Raw genomic sequence first — 16,925 nt, 5'->3', positions numbered from 1 at the left:
GAGGCTGGACGAGATGAGCGAGAGCGTGTCGCGGGTGGCGCTGGGCGCCGCCCGCACCGCGGGCCGCACCACGGCGTGGGCCGGGCGGCCGATCACGGACTGCCCCTTCCCGGCGGGGCCGCGCCGGCTGGCGTTCGTGGACGCCTACCTCCAGGTGCGGCCCCCTCAGGCCGGGACGGTCGCCTACGACGAGCAGCAGGGGGCCTGAGCATGGAACGGGTGTACGGGTACATCGACGGCATCGCGTACGCAGTCACGGTCGGCGAGCCCAGGCCGGAGGCGGCCGACACGGTCGGCGTCGTGTCCGGCTCCCCCAGGGCGGTGTCGCTGCTGCGCGTCCGCAACGGCGACCTGATCGAGCAGCCGCACGGCCGGACGATCCGGTTGGACGTCAACGACACGGCCAGCGTCCTGGCCGCGCTCACCGCCTGGACCGACCGCACGCCGGAGCCGGGCAGCACGGAGCCGCCCGAGATGACGTAAGCCCCCCGGGGCGGCATCCTCCCCCGTCATGAACACGGGGATCTGGTGGCGTGTCGGCTTCATGATCGGGGTCATGATCGGCGCGGCGCTCCTGCTGCTCTACATGACGCTGTGGGCGCCGCGCATGGTCGTCCTGGTGCCGGCCGGCCCGCCCGCCACCCCCACACCACCATCGGGGGTAGAGATGACCTTGTACGCCAAGACCGGCAGCACTTTCACGCAGCTCACCAAGACGGCGGCCACCGCGAAGACCGCCGCGCATGTTGAGGCCGACCCGCTGATCAAGATCAATGAGGACCTGTTCGAGGGGGCGCGGCCGGACGGGACGGCGTTCCCCGAGGGCCGCATGTCGCTGCGCTTCCCTGCGGGCAGCGTGGTGCGCAAGTCGGTGTTCGACCGATGCTTCCCCAGCGCGGTCGTCGAGTCGGTGTTCCCGGCGTCGGGCGCGGCCGCGGGCGGCACGAACCTCATCATCAGGGGCCGCAACTTCACGCCCGGCTCCACCGTGGCGATCGGCGGCACGACCGCCACCGACGTGGTCGTGGTGGACGACACCACCGTCCAGTGCAAGAGCCCGGCGCACGCCGCCGGCGCGGTGGCCGTCGTGGTCACCACGGACGCGGGCGCCACCACGAAGGCGAACAGCTTCACGTACGCCTGATCTCCATAACCAACAGGGACAGCGGGCCCGGGATGTCTCCCGGGCCCGCGCCAACAGGTGGTGGGCGCTATCTGCGCGGAGCGGGGAGGCGGGGCCTGGCCCGTGATAATGCTTATCACGCGCCAGGAGCACACGAACCGTACGCCGTACGATCTGTCAGTCGTACAGCGTACGGGCCCGCCACCGGCTGACGGTGGCCTTGCTGACGCCGATCAGGGCGGCGGCGGCCTGGCGCAGGCTCAGGGGGCGGGATATCTAGGCGACGTTCCTAGGTGATGTTCGCCGATGCGGCCGCAGTGCGGGGGCGGCGAGCATGAACGTGTGCCCCGCCAGGGGCGCACAAGGAACGACGGGCAGATGCAGTTGCTCTGTCCATGCCGGAGCGGCGTCCCGGTGAGGGTCACCGAGCGCAAGATCGACGATCGTGCCAGCGGTCCCATGATGCGGAGGCGCTGCGGCGCCTCACCGCTGCCATCGCGTCCGCCCAGGACACCCGTTAACGAATGCCCTACCACACTGCTCAACCCACCGGACAAGGGAGCATGGGATGAACCAGTCACTCAAGCGGATGTTGCAGGTCGTCCGCAAAACCCTCACTGTAGGCGCGGCAGTAGCCCTGCCAGCGGCCATACTGGCCGTAATCACCGCCGCGCCCGCACACGCCGCCATCTACAGAACAGGTTGCGGTGCCCCCGGCTACTCTGATGTGCTCGCTATTACTAAAACTGCCGGCAACGGTGAGAATCTCTGTTTTTCTGGCACCGGCATACTCGACGGCGCCATCTACGGTGTAGGGAATATAAACAACGCATCAGATCGATGGGTCACGCTCTACTACGTCGACGATCTCGGTGGCCCCGTGGCTGGCCGATTCATGCCTCCACACACCGCATTTGGTGCCACTGATTTTGAACCAGGACACTTCGACCCTATCCATATGATCACTCGGTTTATCAGGCACTAGCTTCAGCCCGATCCCGTGAGAGTCCTCGTCGACCGAGTTGACGAGGACTTCTTCTTTGTGCGCGAACCGCTGGCCTTTGCGGGCCGCGTCGATCCGGCCTTCCCGCGCGGCGACGTGCAGCCGCGCGGCCAGGAGCGCGACCGTCGACATGGTGAGGCAGCTCGTGCCGGCGATCTCGGGTGGCCAGCCCGCCGGTCGCTCGGCCGACGGCACACCGTTTCCGGGACGAACCCTCAGGTGGCACCGCGTTTCTGGCGCGCATGCCGCCTTCTGCTTTGCGACAATGGCGCATTTTGCCTGGTCGCGCGGGTTACAACTCGATCAATTCCCTGCGCCTAGTCCTCACGCACAGGCAGGTCGGTGATCCAGGGTGGTGCACCAGGATCGTGATGGGCGGGGAGGAGACATGACTAACGAGAGCGGCGGCCACCAGCCGGCGGGCCGCCATCCGTACTCCCGGCGTCCTGAACCGCCGCAATCCCAAGGCCAGTCGGACAGGTTGCCGTTCGAGCTCTACTCTGCAGACGAACTCGAGCATATGGACGAGGAGGAGGATCGGGATTTCCCCAGCAGCAGGACCGAGTATTTCGGCAACGAGCAGCGGCGCCGATCGGCCCTCGCCATGCAGCTCCGCGAGCGTGCGACGGTACCGGCCATAGCGCTGGGTGTCCTCATGGCAATCGGCGTCGGCGTGTGGTCGACCACTTGGGACGGCGACAGGTTTGCTCCGCGTATGGTGCTCAATCCCACTCCCGCGCCCTCCCAGGAACGGCCACGGCACACGAGCCGACTCGTGGAGTTCGAGCCGGCCCCCACCCTCTCGGCTGTGCCCACCCCGACGCCAAGCTGGCCTAACCCACGCCGCGATGGCTGAAGCGACGTTAAGGCGCTGGCCTGGCACCCTCCTCGCGGACATTCGCCGGGAGGGGGCCCAAGGTGAGCGTGCAGCTCGAACACAAGTCGGTGGCGGTCTCGCCGATCGCCGCGGCGGCAGACGACGCCGGGGGGCGCAAGCCGAAGGGCATCCACTCCCACGACACCAAGGCATGGGTGTCCCGCGCCGAGGAGTACGAGGAGTGGCTACCCGGCGACCCGCGCCTCCCCAAGGAGACGAAGGACGGCAAGCCGTGGCCTGCGGGGGCGGGGGCGGTGTTCGTCCGCGCCTTCTACAACCTGAACACCAAGAGGGGCCGCCAGGCGTACGAGGAGGCCAAGTTCTACTCCGAGACGAACGAGCAGGAGTGGAGCATCGGCTACTCGGTGCCGCCCGGCGGAGCCCGCAAGGACACCAAGACCGGCATCCGCCGCATCTACGACCTCGACTGGTTCGAGTATTCGCAGGTGCTGTTCGGCGCCGCGAGCCACACGATGACCCTGTCGGTGAAGTCCGGCATGCCAGAGGTGGAGCGGAAGGCCGCCCCCGGCACTGATGAGTGGGGGGACCTGCTCGACGGCTACGACGAACCCGCAACCTCCGCGTCCCGGTCGGAGGAGGCGCGCAGCGTGGACGAGCTGCGCGCCATGGTGTCCCTCACGATCCCGGCCGACGTCGCCGAGCAGGTGGCGGTCGAGGGCGGTCTCCCGGCGGCCGAGCTGCACGTGACGCTCGCCTACCTCGGCGAGGGCCTGGACGATGCGACGCTGGCCGACGCCGCGCTGGTGGTCGAACGCGTGGCCGCCGAGCACGGCCCACTGTCCGGGATCATCGGCGGCGTCGGCGTCTTCCCCGAGGGGGAGGACGGCATCCCGGCGTGGGTGCCGGTGGACGTGTCCGGCCTGACCGAACTCCGGCAGAAGGTCGTGCAGGCGCTGGACGAGGCCGGCATCTGGTACGCCGTCGATCACGGGTTCACCCCGCACATGACGCTCACCTACCTCGCCCCGGGCGACCCGATGCCCGCCCCCGTCGAACCCACACCGGTCACGTTCGGCGCGCTCACCCTGGCGGTGGAGGACGACCACGAGGACTTCCCCCTCACCGGAGCCGCCGAGCCCGCGCCGGAGCGTGCGGCACCCGTCGCGGATGTGGAAACGCCCGACGACGACGCCGAGGGCCTGGCCGTCAAGCACCACTCCCCCGGCCGGGAGACGAAGGCGGGCCGGGTGCTGTCCGACCGCAACATGCGGCGCATGCAGCAGGCCGTGGACATCCTGCGCGAGATCCTGCGGGAGGCAGGCGTCGAAGTCGAGGACGAGCACGACCCGTTCCGCCGCCAGCCGCCGGAGCTGCCGCCCGAGCCCATGACGCACCCCGACTCCACCGCCCCGTCCGCGCTGCCGGACGAGGTGAAGACGCTCACCGCCGAGCAGCTGCACGCGGGCAAGGCCGTCCTCGACTATTTGGCGGCCGCGGGGTGAAGGTGCTGCGGCTGGTACCGGTGTCGTGGGCGCAGGCGTGCGCGTTCGTAGACGAGGAGCACCGGCACTTGAAGGCTCCGCGCGGGCACAAGTTCTCCATCGGCGCCGTGGCCGATGAGCTCGACCCGCGCACGGGGACGCTGGTCGAGAGCGGCGGCTTGGTCGGAGTGGTGATCGTGGGCCGTCCGGTGGCCCGCCTGTTCGATGACGGGCGGACGCTGGAGGTGACGCGGTGCGCGACGGACGGCACCCGGAACGCCTGCTCGCTGCTGTACTCGGCGGCGTGGCGGGCCGCCCGCCCGATGGGGTTCACCCGGATGATCACGTACACGCGGGCCGACGAGGACGGCGCGTCGCTGAAGGCCGCCGGTTGGAAGGACGTGGCGACGCGGAGGCCGCGCGGCCCGTGGAGTTGCCCGTCGAGACCGCGCGGCGATGATGGCGCGGAGCGGATCGGCCGCACCCTGTGGAAGGCTCCAGGACCGGCTTAGCCTAGGTGGATGGTCAGATCCAGGGCGCGCAGATGACGTAGATCGTTCCGCTCGCGCTGCCACCGCTTACAACGTTGACCTCCCAGCCGTCTGGCCGCATGTCCGTCCCGAAGACGGGGAGGCTCTGGTAGGCAGTCCCGTTCCCGTTGTTGATCTTGTAGCCGCCACCTGTGGCGATCATGCCGGGGTCGCACATCACCCCACCCCCCGAACCGCTGAAGTGGCCAGTCTTAACCTGAACGCCCCGGATGCCGCCCGGATCACCCTTGGGCCCCTGCGGTCCTTGCGCGCCCTGCGGCCCCTGCGGCCCCTGTGGCCCCGGGGCGCCGACAGGCCCGGTTTCGCCCTTGGGGCCCTGCACCCCTTGTGCGCCGGGCTGGCCTTCCGGCCCGGCGGGTCCGGCGGGTCCTTCCGGTCCGGCGGGTCCGGCGGGTCCTTCCGGCCCGGCGGGTCCTGCGGGTCCTGCGGGTCCTTCGGCCGACCACGCGACGTGGGCCTCAGTGGAGTAGCACGAGGCCGCCGAATCCACGATGCGGACGAGTCGAGTCACCTTGCCGACACAGGCGTGGACTTCCGGTGAAACCGACGAGGCGGTGGCCACTCCACCGACCGACAGCAGGGCCGCTGCCAGCGCGCCAGATGAGGTGATGGCGGTCAGACGCCTACCGATCCTGATGATCACAACAGGTTCCTTTCGGAGCGGACGTTGCTTGGATGCACGCCTGCTACTCCCGATGGGATGGCAGACAGGTCGTAGCTGTTGATCATGCGCGCCCGGCGCGGACGGCAGGCGCGGTTGCACAGGTTCACCCGGTGGTCGCGACGGCGAACCTGTCTAGTTGCCCTCGTAGTCGGCGATGGCGTCGAGGACCGGCTTGATCACGGCCGCGTTGCCGTACTTGCTGGTGGGGATCTTCCAGCGGGTGACACCCTTCGGCGTCGACCACTCCAGGGTGCCGCCCGTCTTGGGCAGGTCGAACGAGTAGTAGAGGACCTCCGGGCTGCCCGGGTGGATGGTGATCCACGGGCCGTCCGTTCGGCCCACCCACGGGCTGCTTGTGGCGTTGCCGGAGGTGTCGGTGTAGGCGCGGCCGCCGATCCTGACCCGCCAGCCGCTGCCCTCCACCACGCCGGGGATGCGCTCGCTCTTGGACAGGGCCGTCACCTTGACCGCGATGGCGACGAACCACTTCTCTCGCGGCTGGGCGAACTTGGGGTCGCTGGGCCGGTGGTAGTAGACGCCGACCGGGCTGATGCGCAGCGGCCGACCCTTCTCCCCCGCGATGCGGATCGACTGGCCGAACTTCAGCAGCTTCGGCGCCGCCACCACCGAGGTGGTCGGGGCGGCGTTGGCCGAGGCCGGGGCGGTGAGCGCGGCGACGGCGAGTAAGCCGGCGGCGGGCAGGGCGGCAAGACGGCGCATGCGCACAGATCCTCCAAGGGTTCGGATCGTTCCACTCCCCCGAGCTTGATCACCCTATCGGCCCCGGCCGGCGCGACGTTAGCACCGGTTCGGCCTAGCTTGCCGCCTTGATCACGGGGGTCCCGGTGCTGACCGGGCGCGGATCGCACACAACCGCACACCAAGTGTCAGCCGAACCGGGGGGTAAGGCAGATGAGCACTGCCGTCGACAACGCACGCATCCGGGAGCTCAAGAGCGCCCTGAAGGCCGAAGCGGACAACATCGAGCGCATCCAGAACGCGATGAAGGACGAGACGGGCCGAGGCCACTTCGTCCTGTCGAAGGAGATGCACGCCGACTACCTCAAGTCGGTGGAGCGCGCCGAGGAGATTCAGGCGTTCATCGTCACCGAGCAGAAGGCCGCGGGCATCCTCGCCCACCTGGCCGAGCCGGAGACCACGCCCGTCGCGGGCCGGCTGGCGGCCGACCGCCAGCGCGGCCTGGAGCGCAAGAGCCTCTCCCAGGCGTTCCTGGAGTCCGAGGCGTACCAGGAGATGAAGGCGCGCGGCTTCCGTGAGCCTCGCGGCGTCGTCACCATCGAGCAGGGCATCTACTCGTTCGAGGAGCAGAAGGACCTCTTCACGCTCTCGGGCGGGACGCACACGATGCCGGCGTTCGGCCACGAGGAGAACGTGGGCATCTCGGAGCGGCAGCGCCGCCCCAACCGTGTCCGCGATCTGTTCCCGGCGGCCCGCACCACCGCGAACATCATCTCTGGTGTCCGGCAGACCGGGTTCGTGAACAACGCGGGCATGGTGCCGGAGCGGGTCGGCCAGAACGGCGGCCCGGCGACCGGTGGCCCGACCGACACGTGGGGTCGCCTGCAGCGGTCCGAGATCACGTTCGAGCCGTACACCCGGCCGATCAGCGAGATCGGCCATTACGAGACGATCCACAAGAACACGCTCGCGGACGAATCCCAGCTCAGGGGCATCCTGGAGCGGGACCTGATCGACGGCGTGAAGCTGAAGGAAGACGAGCAGATCCTTTTCGGCAACGGGGTCGGGGAGAACCTGCTCGGCATCACCCAGACCCCGGGCATCCAGCTCTACACCGGCCTGCCCTCGGACAAGAAGACCGCGCAGGTCCGCCGCGCCCTCACCCGCGCGATCCTCAGCTACTACGACCCTTCGGGCGTCGTGATGCACCCGCTCGATTTCGAGGACATCGAGCTGGAGGAGGACGGCCAGGGCAGCTACAGGGTGGCCGTGTCCGTCGCGGTGGGCGCCGAGAAACGCGTGTGGCGGCTGTCGGTGATCGACACCCCGGCCATGATCCAGGGCCGGTACCTGCTGGGCGCGTGGGGGTACGGCGCGAAGCTGTTCGACCGCGAGTCGGTGACGGTGCAAGCCTCGACGGAACACGGCCAGAACTTCATCGAGGGCACCGTAACGATCAAGGCCACCGAGAGGATTGGCCTTGCATGTGACCGTCCCGAGTCATTTGTGTACGGTACGTTCACGCCGTACGTGGCCCCGTGAACGGCCAGGTAGAGCAGCCGCCCGCCCCCACCGAGGGGGCGGGACGGCCTGCCCACCCGCATACGGGCCGGTGCCGCTGCATCAAGCCCAAGACCACCCCGGTGACGCCCGGCCAAGGGGAGGGTTCGGGCGTGACCGACACGCAGACGCCGTCCACGCAGGCCGTCACCGAGGAGGCCCCGCCGGCCGACGAGGAGGTCCCGGCGGACGCGATCCCACCGGCTCCACCCCTGACCGAACTGCCGCCCGTGCACGCGATCAGCATCGACATCTACGAGAAGGGCCCGACGCTGCCGCCGGAGGAGCGGAAGGGCCCTCACACGATCAACGTCCCACACAAGGTCGTGATCGACGGACAGCCGGTGTATCTGCCCGCAGACTCGCGGATCACCGTCACAGCGGGCACCCAGGAGGCGACCACCGTCACCATGACCCTGTTCGCCCGCCGCGTCCGCATCAGGTTCGAGGACGAGCTCGACGGCCCGGTCGGCGTCCCCGCCGGACAGCCCACTCCCGCCGACGCCTGATCCATCGCGACGAGATCCCCGCCATGAGGACACTGACTTGGGCGGGGACTTCGGCGTTCCCGCAGCTCACCGCCTCGCGGGACGTTAAGGACTGATCTTGCTACGGTCCCCGGCCATGAGCACGACCCTCCCGCCCGAAGTCCGGGCCCGCGCCGCCACGCTCTACCAGGCGGGCGCTTCCATCCGCGACGTCGCCACCACCTTCAACCTCAGCTACGGCCGGGCCCGCGAGGAGCTGATCGCCGCCGGCGTCCAGCTACGGCCGCGCGGCCGCCCCAGCACCCGCCCCGCCGGCGTGCCGAAAGCTGTCCCGGGGACGGGGAAGAGGGCCCGCAGGCCGCTCAACGTGGAGAAGGCGGCGGCCCTCTACCGGGCCGGGCACACCCTGAAGGAGGTCGCGGCCAAGACCGGCTATTCGCGGTCCCGCGTGCATGTGCTCCTGGTGCAGGCGGGCGTGCCGATGCGCACCGTCAAGGACCCGCGCGCATCCCGGATCACCCCCGCCAAGCGGCGGCAGATCCTCCAGGCGTGGCGGGCGGGCCGCTCCCACGCCCAGATCATGGCGCAGGTGCGCACCAGTTCGGCCACCATCCACAAAGTTGTCAGCGAGGCCGGGCTCGATCCACGCCGCCCGACCCGCAAGTACGACCACAAGCTGATGAAGAAGCTCCGCGCCCAGGGGTGGACGTTCTCGGCCATCGCCGCTGACCTGGGCACCACCCCGCAATACGTGTGGACGGTGGTCAACGGCTCTCACCTGAAGTCGTACGTCAAGCGCGGACGCCGCGGCGGCGACGCCGCCCGGGTGGCGAGCTGATGCGACGCAAACCCCGGCTTGTGCTTGAGTCTGCCGCGACGCCGGCAAGGACAGGTCAGGGAGGGCAACGGTGACGAGCACGAGCCGGAAGGCACGCAGCAGCAGCGGCGCGGAGGCGACCGCCGCACAGGCCGACGCCGAGCAGACCGACCAGCAGGGCCATGCGGACGAGCCGATCAAGGCAGGCCCGGCGGCCGACCCGGCGCAGGCCGCCCCGCTGACCCCGCCCGCCAAGCCCGCGCCGCCTGCTCCGGACCCTGGCCCGGCCCCGCAGATCCGGATGCTGGCCACGCCGGGCGCGGAGTTCGTTGACCTGCTGTGGGGCGACAACGCTCCCGGCACGCCGATGGAGAAGGCGCAGCCCGGCGCACTGTTCATCGACCAGGGCCCGCAGTTCTCCACAGTGATCGTCGCCCGCCCGCTGATCAGGCTGTTCCACATGCCTGGCGGTGACGGCACCGTCCTCGGCGAGCAGCTTTTCAAGGGCGCGGGCGTCGCGGTGGACCGTGGCCACGCCATGAAAATCGAGGCGGACCTGGCGGCCATCCGCGCCGCCGAATAGAAGCTCGCGCGGGCCTGGCCGGACGGCTACGAGCAGCGTGGGTTGGTGTCTCTGGGGGGTGGCACCAACCCGGGCGTGCTCGCGCCGAACGCGGCCGGGCCCGCGCGGAAGCACGCTCCCGGGCCGGTCCCGGTGGACGAGCCGAACCCGAGAACTTCTGTGTTCGACGGTGGGGACCCCGGACGCACTTCCCTCTTCGGGTGGCGCGGGCTGGTTGACCCGGTCCGGGAGCGTAGACGTTGGCAGCCTGGCGCGCAGGGATCACGGGGGAACGGCATGGATCTGGTCACGCCCGAGAAGGTCGCGGTGCGCGCCGGGCTGCCGACACCCTTGGACGCCGGCGTGCGCGCGGCGATCGACGAGGCGATCGAGGACGCGTTCGCCGAGGCGGCCACCTACCTGTGCCGCTCCCCCGTCCCCGAGACGTTCACCCAGCGCGGAGTGGTGCCGGACGGGCGCGGCGGCTGGCTGCTCAACCACGAGCCGGTGATCGAGGTCCTGTCGGCCACCCCGGAGACGCACCCGGTGACCGGCGCCCCCACCGGGGCGTTCACGCTCGTCTACCGGGCGGGGCTCGACCCGGAGACGGATAGCCGGTACGGGCGCGTGCTGCGCCGGTTCGTCACCTGGTCGGCCGCCGCGAGCCCGATCGTCCGCCGGATCGCCCAGGAGAAGGGCATCCGGCTCATCACCTCGGTGAACGTCGAGGGTCAGGGCGTCACCTACGAGCCGGGCCAGGCCGGCGCGGGGTCGGGGGTTGCGGGGGCTCCCCCGACTCTGGCCGACCTGGACGAGTGGGTGGGCCACACCGTGTACCAGCGGCCGGGCCGCGGCGCTCATCCGATCGAGACGGGCGCCGCATGGCTGTGATCGGCGCCAGCCTCACGGGAAGCCTGGCCGGATCGTGGCGCGACCCGAGGTGGACGGGGATGCCGAGACGGGGCCGGGTGTGTGGGTGCTGGCGGTCGATCCGTCGTGGTGGCCGTTCGCCGCTCGTGACGTGGTGGTGGAGCAGGGCGGGGGCCGGTCGTGGACGGTGGTGAAGGCGAAGCTGCTGCGCAGCGACTTCGACGCGGCGGTGGACTACGTACGGGTGGAGGCTTCCCTGGGCGGGTGAAACGAGGAAGGGCCCGCCGTGGCGGGCCCCTCGCGATGATCTTGTCGCACATGTGCGACAAGATCATCTACCGCTTTTCGGCTGCCGCTCGGGCGGCCCGGAGCCTCTTGGCCGCGTTCTCCAGCACCGTCGCCATCTCCTCGGCCTGCTCAGGGTTGGTCCGGGCAAGCTGCTCCAGCGCGGCATCGTCACGCCACAGCGTCACCCCCTTCGTGTAGCGGGGCAGCAGCTCCCGCGTCGGCTTGTCGGATGGCGGGGCGGGCTCCTCGGGTCCCAGCACCACGTGCAGTTCGTCCACGGCCTTCTGCAGCGACGGCGGGGAGGTGTCTTCCCACTTCTCGGCCAGACTCCACACCTTCTGCCGGGTGGCGGCGTCCTTCAACCGGGCGAGGATCGCAATCTGCCGGAAGGTCAGCCGCTCGACATGGGGCAGGTCGCGGTGGACCGGGGCGGCCTGCATCATCTTGTAGGCGTGCTGGCGGGAAATGTTCAGCCGCTGCTCGACGTACTCCTGGAACGACTTGAAGCCCAGGAGCCTCCACAGGTCGTCCTTCTTGACCGCCTCCAGCGCCAGACCCTGGGTGAGGGTCAGGTACCGGTCAGCGCGCTCTACAGCGCCGTCGTGGGCCTCCTGAGCGCCCAGGATGATCCGCTCATAGTGGATCAGCTTGTCGCGCGGGTCGGCACCTTGGGGAGCGGCCTCGAACTGCGGACCAGTCGGAACCTGGAACGCAGGCTGAGGGACACCGAGCACCGTGCCAACGATCGCCGAGTCCGGCGGAAGGTCGAGGACGCCGGCCCCTGCTCCCCCACCGCCGATGGCGTTGAGCTTGGCCAGCTCCTCCTTCGCCTTGTCCAGCGCATTGAATGCCTCGTCGGCGCGACCTTCTCCGCTACGGCCGCCCCCGGTGCGCTGCCGCTTGGGCCTTTGGCGCTCGCTGGGTTCGGTCATCGTCTCCGTCACCTCGTTCCCTCCGCGAGGCTGGCCTTCTTCGGGTCTTGGGGTACCTCGTCCAGGTCGAGAGCGAACGCCACGATCTCGGCCAGGACCTCGGGGTACTGGACCCATTCGCGGGGGAAGACGGGGAACGCCTCGGCGTACTTGCCGTTGTCGTACAGAGGCATCGGCAGGACCGGCCGATTCTTCTCGGCGAGCCGCGCGTACGACTTGCGGGTGAGGTGGGTGTCCTTGCCGCCGGGCTTCTTGGCGCGGGCGAACATGACCACGCTGGCCAGTTCCTTGATGGCGTCGATCCGTTCGGCGAGTTCGAACGTCGGGTCAAGCTGGCTGGTGTCCATGGGGGTGGACTGGCACGGGATCAGGAGGGTGTCCGTCACGTACAGCGCGGACTCCAAGACGCCCTTGTGCTGAGGGCCGGTGTCCACGACGAGGTGCTTGAACTGCCCCTCCATCGCCTTGATGCGCTTGGCCAGGTCCGGTGTCCCCCATGCCATGACCTGGAGATTGGTCGGCCAGTGCTCGCCAGCGCCGAGCTTCCACAGCAGGCAGGAGTTGTTGGTGCCGTCGCCGTCCACCAGGAGGACGTTCTCCCCGGTGAAGGCCAACAGGAGAGCGAGGAAGACGGCCGTGGTGGTCTTGTTGACTCCGCCCTTGAGGTTGCCGATGGTGATCCTGATCGGCTGACCGTTCGCCACGATCGCGGCGACGATCACCTTCAGATAGGCACGGTCCTCAGGCGTCATCAGCTCCCACAGGATGGAGAGCTGCTTTTCGACTTCCTCGCGGTTGAGCTGAACGGGGGCGGGCGGCATGGTCACCGGCTCCACCTCGTTGAGCGGGGTGTGACGTGCATGGATGTCCTTCCAGTGATGAGGTGGCGACTCCGGCCGACTCAGGGGGGGCGGCGGGAGTCCCACACGAGGACATCCTAGAGAGTCGCGGGCGCGCGGACTTGGACAAAGAGCGGTGCCGCGCAGACGAAAGGGCCGCCGCCCCGATCCGGGGCGGCGGCCCCTTCAAACCTCATCACTGGTTCGCGCCCCAGCATACCGGCGCGGTCGGCCCTGGTAGAGGGCTATCGCGAAGCCCGCCCCGGCCGAGTTGTTGATCTTGTCGCACATGTGCGACAAGATCATCTGTGGTTGCCCACTATCCGGGGTGGCAGTGAAACTTCACTGTGGCAATCCACCGGTTGCGGCCGTCCGCCTCCTGGACGGGCCCACCCCCGGCGGCCGACTCAACCTCAGTGATAACGACCCGCCCGGCCTCGTGAGGCATGGCCGGGAGAGTGGCCAGCTCCTCCAGGGCCACGTACAGGATCTGGCGTAGCTGCCACTCCCCCACCGGCGCCTCAACCGAGTCGAGCGCCTCCAGCTTGACCAGGACACGCGACTCGCCAGTCTGAAGGTTCTCGCTCCCGCCGGGCGTGGGCCGTACCCGCAGCCGAGGGTACGGCGGGACGTGCTGGGCGCCGACCCTGCCCGCACCGCCCAGCACGGCCGCCAGGCGGGCACTGGCCGTCAGGAGGGCGATGGCGGGCGGGGTCGGGTCGGCACGGGAGATCGAGGCCACCGAGTAGGCTCCTACTCGCCCTTGCCGGCCTCGGCCTTACCCGCCTCGGCCTTACCCGCCTCGGCCTTGAGCGGAGGCTTGGAGGCGCTGCTCTTGACGGGGGGCATCGCGGTCGCCCACGTGGCCCGGTTGTTCGTGTCAGCACCGAGCACCAGACCGGCGCCGGCCAGCCGGTAGGCGTCCCGCTTCAGGAGGGTGAGCCGTTCCCCTGCCCGGTAGACGCGGACCGGGTTCAGGCCCAGCTCCAGGGCGTCCTCCGTGCGCAGCGGGTGGGCGAGCGTGAGGGCGTGTTACTGCTCGGACATCGGTTCCCCCGAGAGTTGAGTTGGGTCGTGGTTCGCGGCACATGGTGCCCGGCGGCCGGGTTAACGTCGCCTGGCCCGGTGCTTGGCCGCCGCGGCGCGGGCCGCCTCTGCCAGCCAGCCGCCGCCACGTTCGGCGTGCTCGGACTCGGCGACCCGCTCGAACTCCACGCTGACGGTCGCGGTGATGGTCTTGCCGTCCGGCTGGGCCGGGGTCGAGCGGACGCTGGCGGCGACCGCGCCCGGAAGGTCGGCGGACTGGCATCGGCAGTTCACGGTCTGGTGGTAGGGGAGGCGTTCGTCGCGGGGGTGGCCGGCCACGTCCCACACGCCCTCCAGGAGTTGCCATCCGCCTGCCCGGTTGACGGCCTTGCCGTCACGGCCGCGCCCCTTGGGCTCGTACTCCATCGCCTGGAGCCGGAAGTCCACGTTGCCGGGGATCGTCTGGCCGTGCGCCTTGGCGTGGGAGGGGCGGACCTGCTCGTCGGCGTCGGTGACCCACACCTTCGCGGCGGGGGCGTTGTCCCGTGCGCCCTGGGCGACGTCGTCGGCCACCTGGTCGACGCGGCGGGCCACCATGGCGGTGATCTTCTTGGACAGGCTGCGGTTGATACGGGTTGCCATGGCGGGGGACGGTAGCCGTACGGCGGGCTTGGGTCGCTCAGTAAGCGACAGCGATCGAGTTGCGGGTACCAGCTCGCGGGCCCAGCGCCTGGATGCGATAAGAGAAGGATGTATCGACGGACCAGGGATGTCATCCGGGAATCGTTCGACGAGGGGTCCATCTTCACGATGACCGTATACCTCTCCGTCGGCATAAGCACGGCCGTTCTGATTGAGCTGTTCGACCGCTACTTTGCCGACTCGGGAGGATGGCTCGCGGTAGGGCTTGCGGCTTTCGGCTTAGTCGCAGCTCGGGTACGCAGAGCATGGATCGACCAGAGGGAGAAGAAGGAACAGTCCCTTGTCGACCCGCACGAGCGTCTGGGAACCCGGATCGATGCCGTCAACAAGGCGTTCGCCGACGCGGCCACGCTGATGGAGGAACTCCAGCGGCACCTCGCGGCGCAGGAAGCCGCGCGACGCCGCCTTGTCGCCGAAGCCGAACACCAACAGCAGCTCATCGGCATGGACCGAGAAGAAGCTGAAGCAGTCCGCCGGCTCATCCTCGGCGAAACCAGAGCCGATATTGCCCGGCAGCGCCGAGATCAGTGGTTGTTCTTCGTGCTCGGCGTCGCTGTGTCGATCCCCGTCGGCGTCGCGATCAACGTGCTGTTCCCGTAGAGGCTGATCCGCGCGACGTTAGCGCCTGAATCCGGGATGGTGCAGGTCGTGACCGACTCCCCTGCTCGGCGGGCCCTCGATGTGGCCGCCGCCATCCGCTTGTACGTCGATGATGAGCTGACCGTCCGCCAGGTCGGGCAGCGTCTCGGCTTCTCGCACACCGCCGTACATGACGCGCTCGTCGCCGCGGGGGTGCAGCTGCGCCCGCGCGGCTCCCGCGCGAAGCGCATCCCGGCGAAGACGCGGGCGGCGATCGTGGCCGGGTACAAGGCGGGGGAGCGGACGGCGGTGCTGCGCGCCCGGCACCAGGTGTCCGCGCAGTCGATCCGCAACATCGTGGCCGAGGCCGGGGTGCCGCTCCGGCAGGGCGGCTGCCCGCCGGGCGGGCGGCGCCGCCGGTTCGACCGCGACCGCGCCGTCCTGCTCGCGCGGCAGGGCTGGCCGGCGGGGGCGATCGCCGTCATGACGGGCTTCTCTGAAGGGCATGTCCGGCGGGAGCTGCGGGCGCTCGGGTACGGGCGTCGGCCGATCCCGGCGGGGGAGGAGCTGGCGATGCGGTATGACCGGGCGGGCTCGATCCGTGCTCTCGCGGCTGAGCTTGGATGCTCGCCGGGGCGGGTGAAGAACGCGCTGGAGCGGGACGGCATCCGGCGTCTGCCGAAGGCGGCCGAGCTGGTGGCGCTGGTGCGCGAGGTCGGCGGCCGGGCGGCGGCCGCGCGGCTCGGCTGCAGTCTGGCCAGGTTGCGGGCGGCGCTGGAGGCCGCGGGGGTGCCGGTGCGAGCGGTGCCGGCGGCCTGACGTCGGACGTGCGGAAGGGGCGGCCCCTCGCGAGTACCGCCCCTTCCTAGTAGCCGGTCGCTAGTTGTCGCCGATGAGCTGCTTGTAGAGCCCTCTCGCCTTACGGATGAGCGCTTCGCCGCTGGTCGTCGTGATGATCGAGGTGTCGTAGCTCGATCGCGTCTCGCTCTCGCCGCCCATGAGGACGTGAGCGTTCAGGGTTTCCACGCGGGTGTCGTAGTCGTCGCGGTTCGGGGCCTCGGCCAGCCACGCCGCGATGGTCTTCACATCACCGGGCAGAGCGCTCTCCCGGTTCCAGGGCTGGGTGTCGCGGTTGGCGCGGGCCAGCAGGTTGCCGGTGGCGATGTCCAGGGCCTTGCGGTTGATGGTCAGCATGTCCGGCGCGGGCCGGGTGGGGCGGGTTCGGCGCTCGATTGTCGCGGGCTCGCGGGAATCGGCGGGCTTCGTGACGTGGACGCTGGTGGGCTTCCGGGCGAACGCGTTGAGCATCTGTGCTTCCTTCCTGGGCGGTCCCGGTACCGCGCGGACGGTACCGGGACGGGTTACTGGTTGACGGCGGCGTCGGTACCGGCGTCGGCTGATTCGGTACCGCCCCCGGTGCCGGAGGGGGCGGGGGAGTTGGGTCCGGTACCGGTGGCGTCGGTACCGGACGGGGCGGCGGACTCGGCCCCGGCGTCGGCCGGTACCGGCTTCCCGGGACCGGCCCCGGCGCTGTCGGCGGTACCGGCTGGGGCGGCGGTACCGGTACCGGTGGCATCGACTGTGGCCGCGATGTAGGCGCGGATACGCAGGGCGCGGCCGCTACCCATGCCGGCGCCGTCCATGAGGTCCTTCTTGGTCGGCGTCACGCCGGGGTTGGTCTTCATGAACTGCTCGGCGAAGTCGAGATCTTGGGCGGTGAGTAGCGTCGTGCCCTTGTCGGCGTCGGGCTCCTGCTCCCGCTGGGGGCGCTGGGCGGGGGCAGGCCGGGCCGGGCGAGACGGCCGGGGGCGCGGTGGCGCGAGGGTGTCTCCCGGGGCTGTAGTGGCTTCTGAGGCGGTACCGGCCCCTGGGGTAATCGGCGGCACCGGGGCGGTACCGGGAC

At 70.0% G+C, this 16,925-nt stretch carries 22 protein-coding genes and 1 pseudogene; 14 read left to right on the top strand and 9 right to left on the bottom strand.

The features are described 5' to 3' along the window. Positions 1–13: 13 nt before the first annotated feature. The 3 genes from IO39_RS42120 to IO39_RS42110 are packed head-to-tail and all read left to right on the top strand — an operon-like array spanning position 14 to position 1,144. Positions 14–208 (top strand): hypothetical protein, encoded by a 195-nt coding sequence (locus IO39_RS42120; protein WP_157549715.1) that lies wholly within the window; start codon positions 14–16, stop codon positions 206–208. 2 nt (positions 209–210) lie between these two features. Next, a complete protein-coding gene (locus tag IO39_RS42115; RefSeq protein WP_043636834.1) occupies positions 211–483 on the top strand; it encodes a hypothetical protein in 273 nt (90 codons plus the stop codon). Between the two features lie 28 nt (positions 484–511). Further along, positions 512–1,144, top strand: coding sequence for an IPT/TIG domain-containing protein (locus tag IO39_RS42110; RefSeq protein ID WP_043636831.1), 633 nt, complete (start codon positions 512–514; stop codon positions 1,142–1,144). A gap of 811 nt (positions 1,145–1,955) precedes the next feature. On the opposite strand, the gene IO39_RS42105 is transcribed toward IO39_RS42110, so the two are convergent. After that, complete coding sequence (locus IO39_RS42105; RefSeq protein ID WP_157549713.1) at positions 1,956–2,258, bottom strand: hypothetical protein; 303 nt, start codon at positions 2,256–2,258, stop codon at positions 1,956–1,958. 256 nt (positions 2,259–2,514) lie between these two features. On the opposite strand from IO39_RS42105, the gene IO39_RS42100 reads away from it, so the two are divergent. From IO39_RS42100 to IO39_RS42090, 3 genes are all read left to right on the top strand, one after another. Next, positions 2,515–2,982 carry a hypothetical protein gene (locus IO39_RS42100; protein WP_157549711.1) on the top strand — a complete coding sequence of 156 codons (468 nt, stop codon included), beginning with the start codon at positions 2,515–2,517 and terminating at the stop codon, positions 2,980–2,982. 62 nt (positions 2,983–3,044) lie between these two features. Beyond that, positions 3,045–4,466: a 2'-5' RNA ligase family protein gene (locus tag IO39_RS42095; protein WP_043636822.1), complete on the top strand. Its 1,422-nt coding sequence runs from the start codon at positions 3,045–3,047 to the stop codon at positions 4,464–4,466. Further along, positions 4,463–4,957, top strand: a complete 495-nt coding sequence (locus IO39_RS42090) for an XF1762 family protein (protein ID WP_439331502.1) — start codon at positions 4,463–4,465, stop codon at positions 4,955–4,957. Before IO39_RS42095 ends, IO39_RS42090 begins: the two co-directional genes overlap by 4 nt. Positions 4,958–4,970: 13 nt before the next feature. Here IO39_RS42090 and IO39_RS58430 read toward each other — a convergent pair whose 3' ends face one another. Together IO39_RS58430 and IO39_RS42080 are read right to left on the bottom strand one after the other, a co-directional pair. Beyond that, positions 4,971–5,138 carry a hypothetical protein gene (locus IO39_RS58430; RefSeq protein WP_245642584.1) on the bottom strand — a complete coding sequence of 56 codons (168 nt, stop codon included), beginning with the start codon at positions 5,136–5,138 and terminating at the stop codon, positions 4,971–4,973. Positions 5,139–5,792: 654 nt separating this feature from the next. Next, positions 5,793–6,380 carry a hypothetical protein gene (locus tag IO39_RS42080; protein WP_043636819.1) on the bottom strand — a complete coding sequence of 196 codons (588 nt, stop codon included), beginning with the start codon at positions 6,378–6,380 and terminating at the stop codon, positions 5,793–5,795. 192 nt (positions 6,381–6,572) lie between these two features. Here IO39_RS42080 and IO39_RS42075 point away from each other — a divergent pair, with 192 nt between their 5' ends. From IO39_RS42075 to IO39_RS55485, 6 genes are all read left to right on the top strand, one after another. Continuing rightward, the gene (locus tag IO39_RS42075; protein WP_043636816.1) at positions 6,573–7,901 is read left to right on the top strand and encodes a phage major capsid protein; all 1,329 of its coding nucleotides are present in this window, start codon (positions 6,573–6,575) and stop codon (positions 7,899–7,901) included. A 131-nt stretch (positions 7,902–8,032) separates the two neighbouring features. Continuing rightward, positions 8,033–8,428 (top strand): hypothetical protein, encoded by a 396-nt coding sequence (locus IO39_RS42070; protein WP_043636813.1) that lies wholly within the window; start codon positions 8,033–8,035, stop codon positions 8,426–8,428. Between the two features lie 115 nt (positions 8,429–8,543). Further along, on the top strand, positions 8,544–9,245 hold the full coding sequence (locus IO39_RS57145; protein ID WP_043636808.1) for a helix-turn-helix domain-containing protein: 702 nt from the start codon (positions 8,544–8,546) through the stop codon (positions 9,243–9,245). Between the two features lie 70 nt (positions 9,246–9,315). Then, complete coding sequence (locus tag IO39_RS55490; RefSeq protein ID WP_043636806.1) at positions 9,316–9,807, top strand: hypothetical protein; 492 nt, start codon at positions 9,316–9,318, stop codon at positions 9,805–9,807. Between the two features lie 276 nt (positions 9,808–10,083). Continuing rightward, positions 10,084–10,677 (top strand): hypothetical protein, encoded by a 594-nt coding sequence (locus tag IO39_RS42055; RefSeq protein WP_043636804.1) that lies wholly within the window; start codon positions 10,084–10,086, stop codon positions 10,675–10,677. Positions 10,678–10,711: 34 nt separating this feature from the next. Next, positions 10,712–10,924 carry a hypothetical protein gene (locus IO39_RS55485; protein WP_157549707.1) on the top strand — a complete coding sequence of 71 codons (213 nt, stop codon included), beginning with the start codon at positions 10,712–10,714 and terminating at the stop codon, positions 10,922–10,924. A 67-nt stretch (positions 10,925–10,991) separates the two neighbouring features. Here IO39_RS55485 and IO39_RS42050 read toward each other — a convergent pair whose 3' ends face one another. The 4 genes from IO39_RS42050 to IO39_RS51520 form a co-directional block, all read right to left on the bottom strand. Further along, positions 10,992–11,876, bottom strand: coding sequence for a hypothetical protein (locus tag IO39_RS42050; RefSeq protein WP_157549705.1), 885 nt, complete (start codon positions 11,874–11,876; stop codon positions 10,992–10,994). An 8-nt stretch (positions 11,877–11,884) separates the two neighbouring features. Beyond that, complete coding sequence (locus IO39_RS42045; protein WP_169789218.1) at positions 11,885–12,697, bottom strand: AAA family ATPase; 813 nt, start codon at positions 12,695–12,697, stop codon at positions 11,885–11,887. 337 nt (positions 12,698–13,034) lie between these two features. Next, positions 13,035–13,457 (bottom strand): hypothetical protein, encoded by a 423-nt coding sequence (locus IO39_RS42040; RefSeq protein ID WP_043636794.1) that lies wholly within the window; start codon positions 13,455–13,457, stop codon positions 13,035–13,037. Between the two features lie 365 nt (positions 13,458–13,822). After that, entirely contained in the window at positions 13,823–14,383 is a 561-nt protein-coding gene (locus tag IO39_RS51520) for a hypothetical protein (protein WP_052424100.1), read from the bottom strand. A 108-nt stretch (positions 14,384–14,491) separates the two neighbouring features. On the opposite strand from IO39_RS51520, the gene IO39_RS42030 reads away from it, so the two are divergent. Together IO39_RS42030 and IO39_RS42025 are read left to right on the top strand one after the other, a co-directional pair. Then, entirely contained in the window at positions 14,492–15,043 is a 552-nt protein-coding gene (locus tag IO39_RS42030; protein WP_043636791.1) for a hypothetical protein, read from the top strand. A 48-nt stretch (positions 15,044–15,091) separates the two neighbouring features. Further along, positions 15,092–15,841: a hypothetical protein gene (locus IO39_RS42025; protein ID WP_157549699.1), complete on the top strand. Its 750-nt coding sequence runs from the start codon at positions 15,092–15,094 to the stop codon at positions 15,839–15,841. Positions 15,842–15,901: 60 nt separating this feature from the next. Here IO39_RS42025 and IO39_RS42020 read toward each other — a convergent pair whose 3' ends face one another. Further along, positions 15,902–16,330 (bottom strand): hypothetical protein, encoded by a 429-nt coding sequence (locus IO39_RS42020; RefSeq protein WP_043636785.1) that lies wholly within the window; start codon positions 16,328–16,330, stop codon positions 15,902–15,904. Between the two features lie 53 nt (positions 16,331–16,383). Continuing rightward, positions 16,384–16,925, bottom strand: a pseudogene (locus IO39_RS57140) (hypothetical protein); the annotation flags it as partial.

Origin of the sequence: Nonomuraea candida (assembly GCF_000725485.1) — a bacterium.
Taxonomy (GTDB): domain Bacteria; phylum Actinomycetota; class Actinomycetes; order Streptosporangiales; family Streptosporangiaceae; genus Nonomuraea; species Nonomuraea candida.
The sequence above is the reverse complement of the archived record's forward strand: the minus strand, read 5'-3'. Positions and strand labels throughout refer to the sequence as shown.

Bases quoted from the DNA above. Each gene is read 5' to 3' on its own strand.
- IO39_RS58430 (WP_245642584.1), bottom strand. From the start codon at position 5,138: ATGATCGCCACAGGTGGCGGCTACAAGATCAACAACGGGAACGGGACT.
- IO39_RS42050 (WP_157549705.1), bottom strand. From the start codon at position 11,876: ATGACCGAACCCAGCGAGCGCCAAAGGCCCAAGCGGCAGCGCACCGGG.
- IO39_RS42105 (WP_157549713.1), bottom strand. From the start codon at position 2,258: ATGTCGACGGTCGCGCTCCTGGCCGCGCGGCTGCACGTCGCCGCGCGG.
- IO39_RS42020 (WP_043636785.1), bottom strand. From the start codon at position 16,330: ATGCTCAACGCGTTCGCCCGGAAGCCCACCAGCGTCCACGTCACGAAG.
- IO39_RS42100 (WP_157549711.1), top strand. From the start codon at position 2,515: ATGACTAACGAGAGCGGCGGCCACCAGCCGGCGGGCCGCCATCCGTAC.
- IO39_RS42055 (WP_043636804.1), top strand. From the start codon at position 10,084: ATGGATCTGGTCACGCCCGAGAAGGTCGCGGTGCGCGCCGGGCTGCCG.
- IO39_RS42080 (WP_043636819.1), bottom strand. From the start codon at position 6,380: ATGCGCCGTCTTGCCGCCCTGCCCGCCGCCGGCTTACTCGCCGTCGCC.
- IO39_RS51520 (WP_052424100.1), bottom strand. From the start codon at position 14,383: ATGGCAACCCGTATCAACCGCAGCCTGTCCAAGAAGATCACCGCCATG.
- IO39_RS42075 (WP_043636816.1), top strand. From the start codon at position 6,573: ATGAGCACTGCCGTCGACAACGCACGCATCCGGGAGCTCAAGAGCGCC.
- IO39_RS42110 (WP_043636831.1), top strand. From the start codon at position 512: ATGAACACGGGGATCTGGTGGCGTGTCGGCTTCATGATCGGGGTCATG.
- IO39_RS42120 (WP_157549715.1), top strand. From the start codon at position 14: ATGAGCGAGAGCGTGTCGCGGGTGGCGCTGGGCGCCGCCCGCACCGCG.
- IO39_RS42115 (WP_043636834.1), top strand. From the start codon at position 211: ATGGAACGGGTGTACGGGTACATCGACGGCATCGCGTACGCAGTCACG.
- IO39_RS42045 (WP_169789218.1), bottom strand. From the start codon at position 12,697: ATGCCGCCCGCCCCCGTTCAGCTCAACCGCGAGGAAGTCGAAAAGCAG.
- IO39_RS42030 (WP_043636791.1), top strand. From the start codon at position 14,492: ATGTATCGACGGACCAGGGATGTCATCCGGGAATCGTTCGACGAGGGG.
- IO39_RS57145 (WP_043636808.1), top strand. From the start codon at position 8,544: ATGAGCACGACCCTCCCGCCCGAAGTCCGGGCCCGCGCCGCCACGCTC.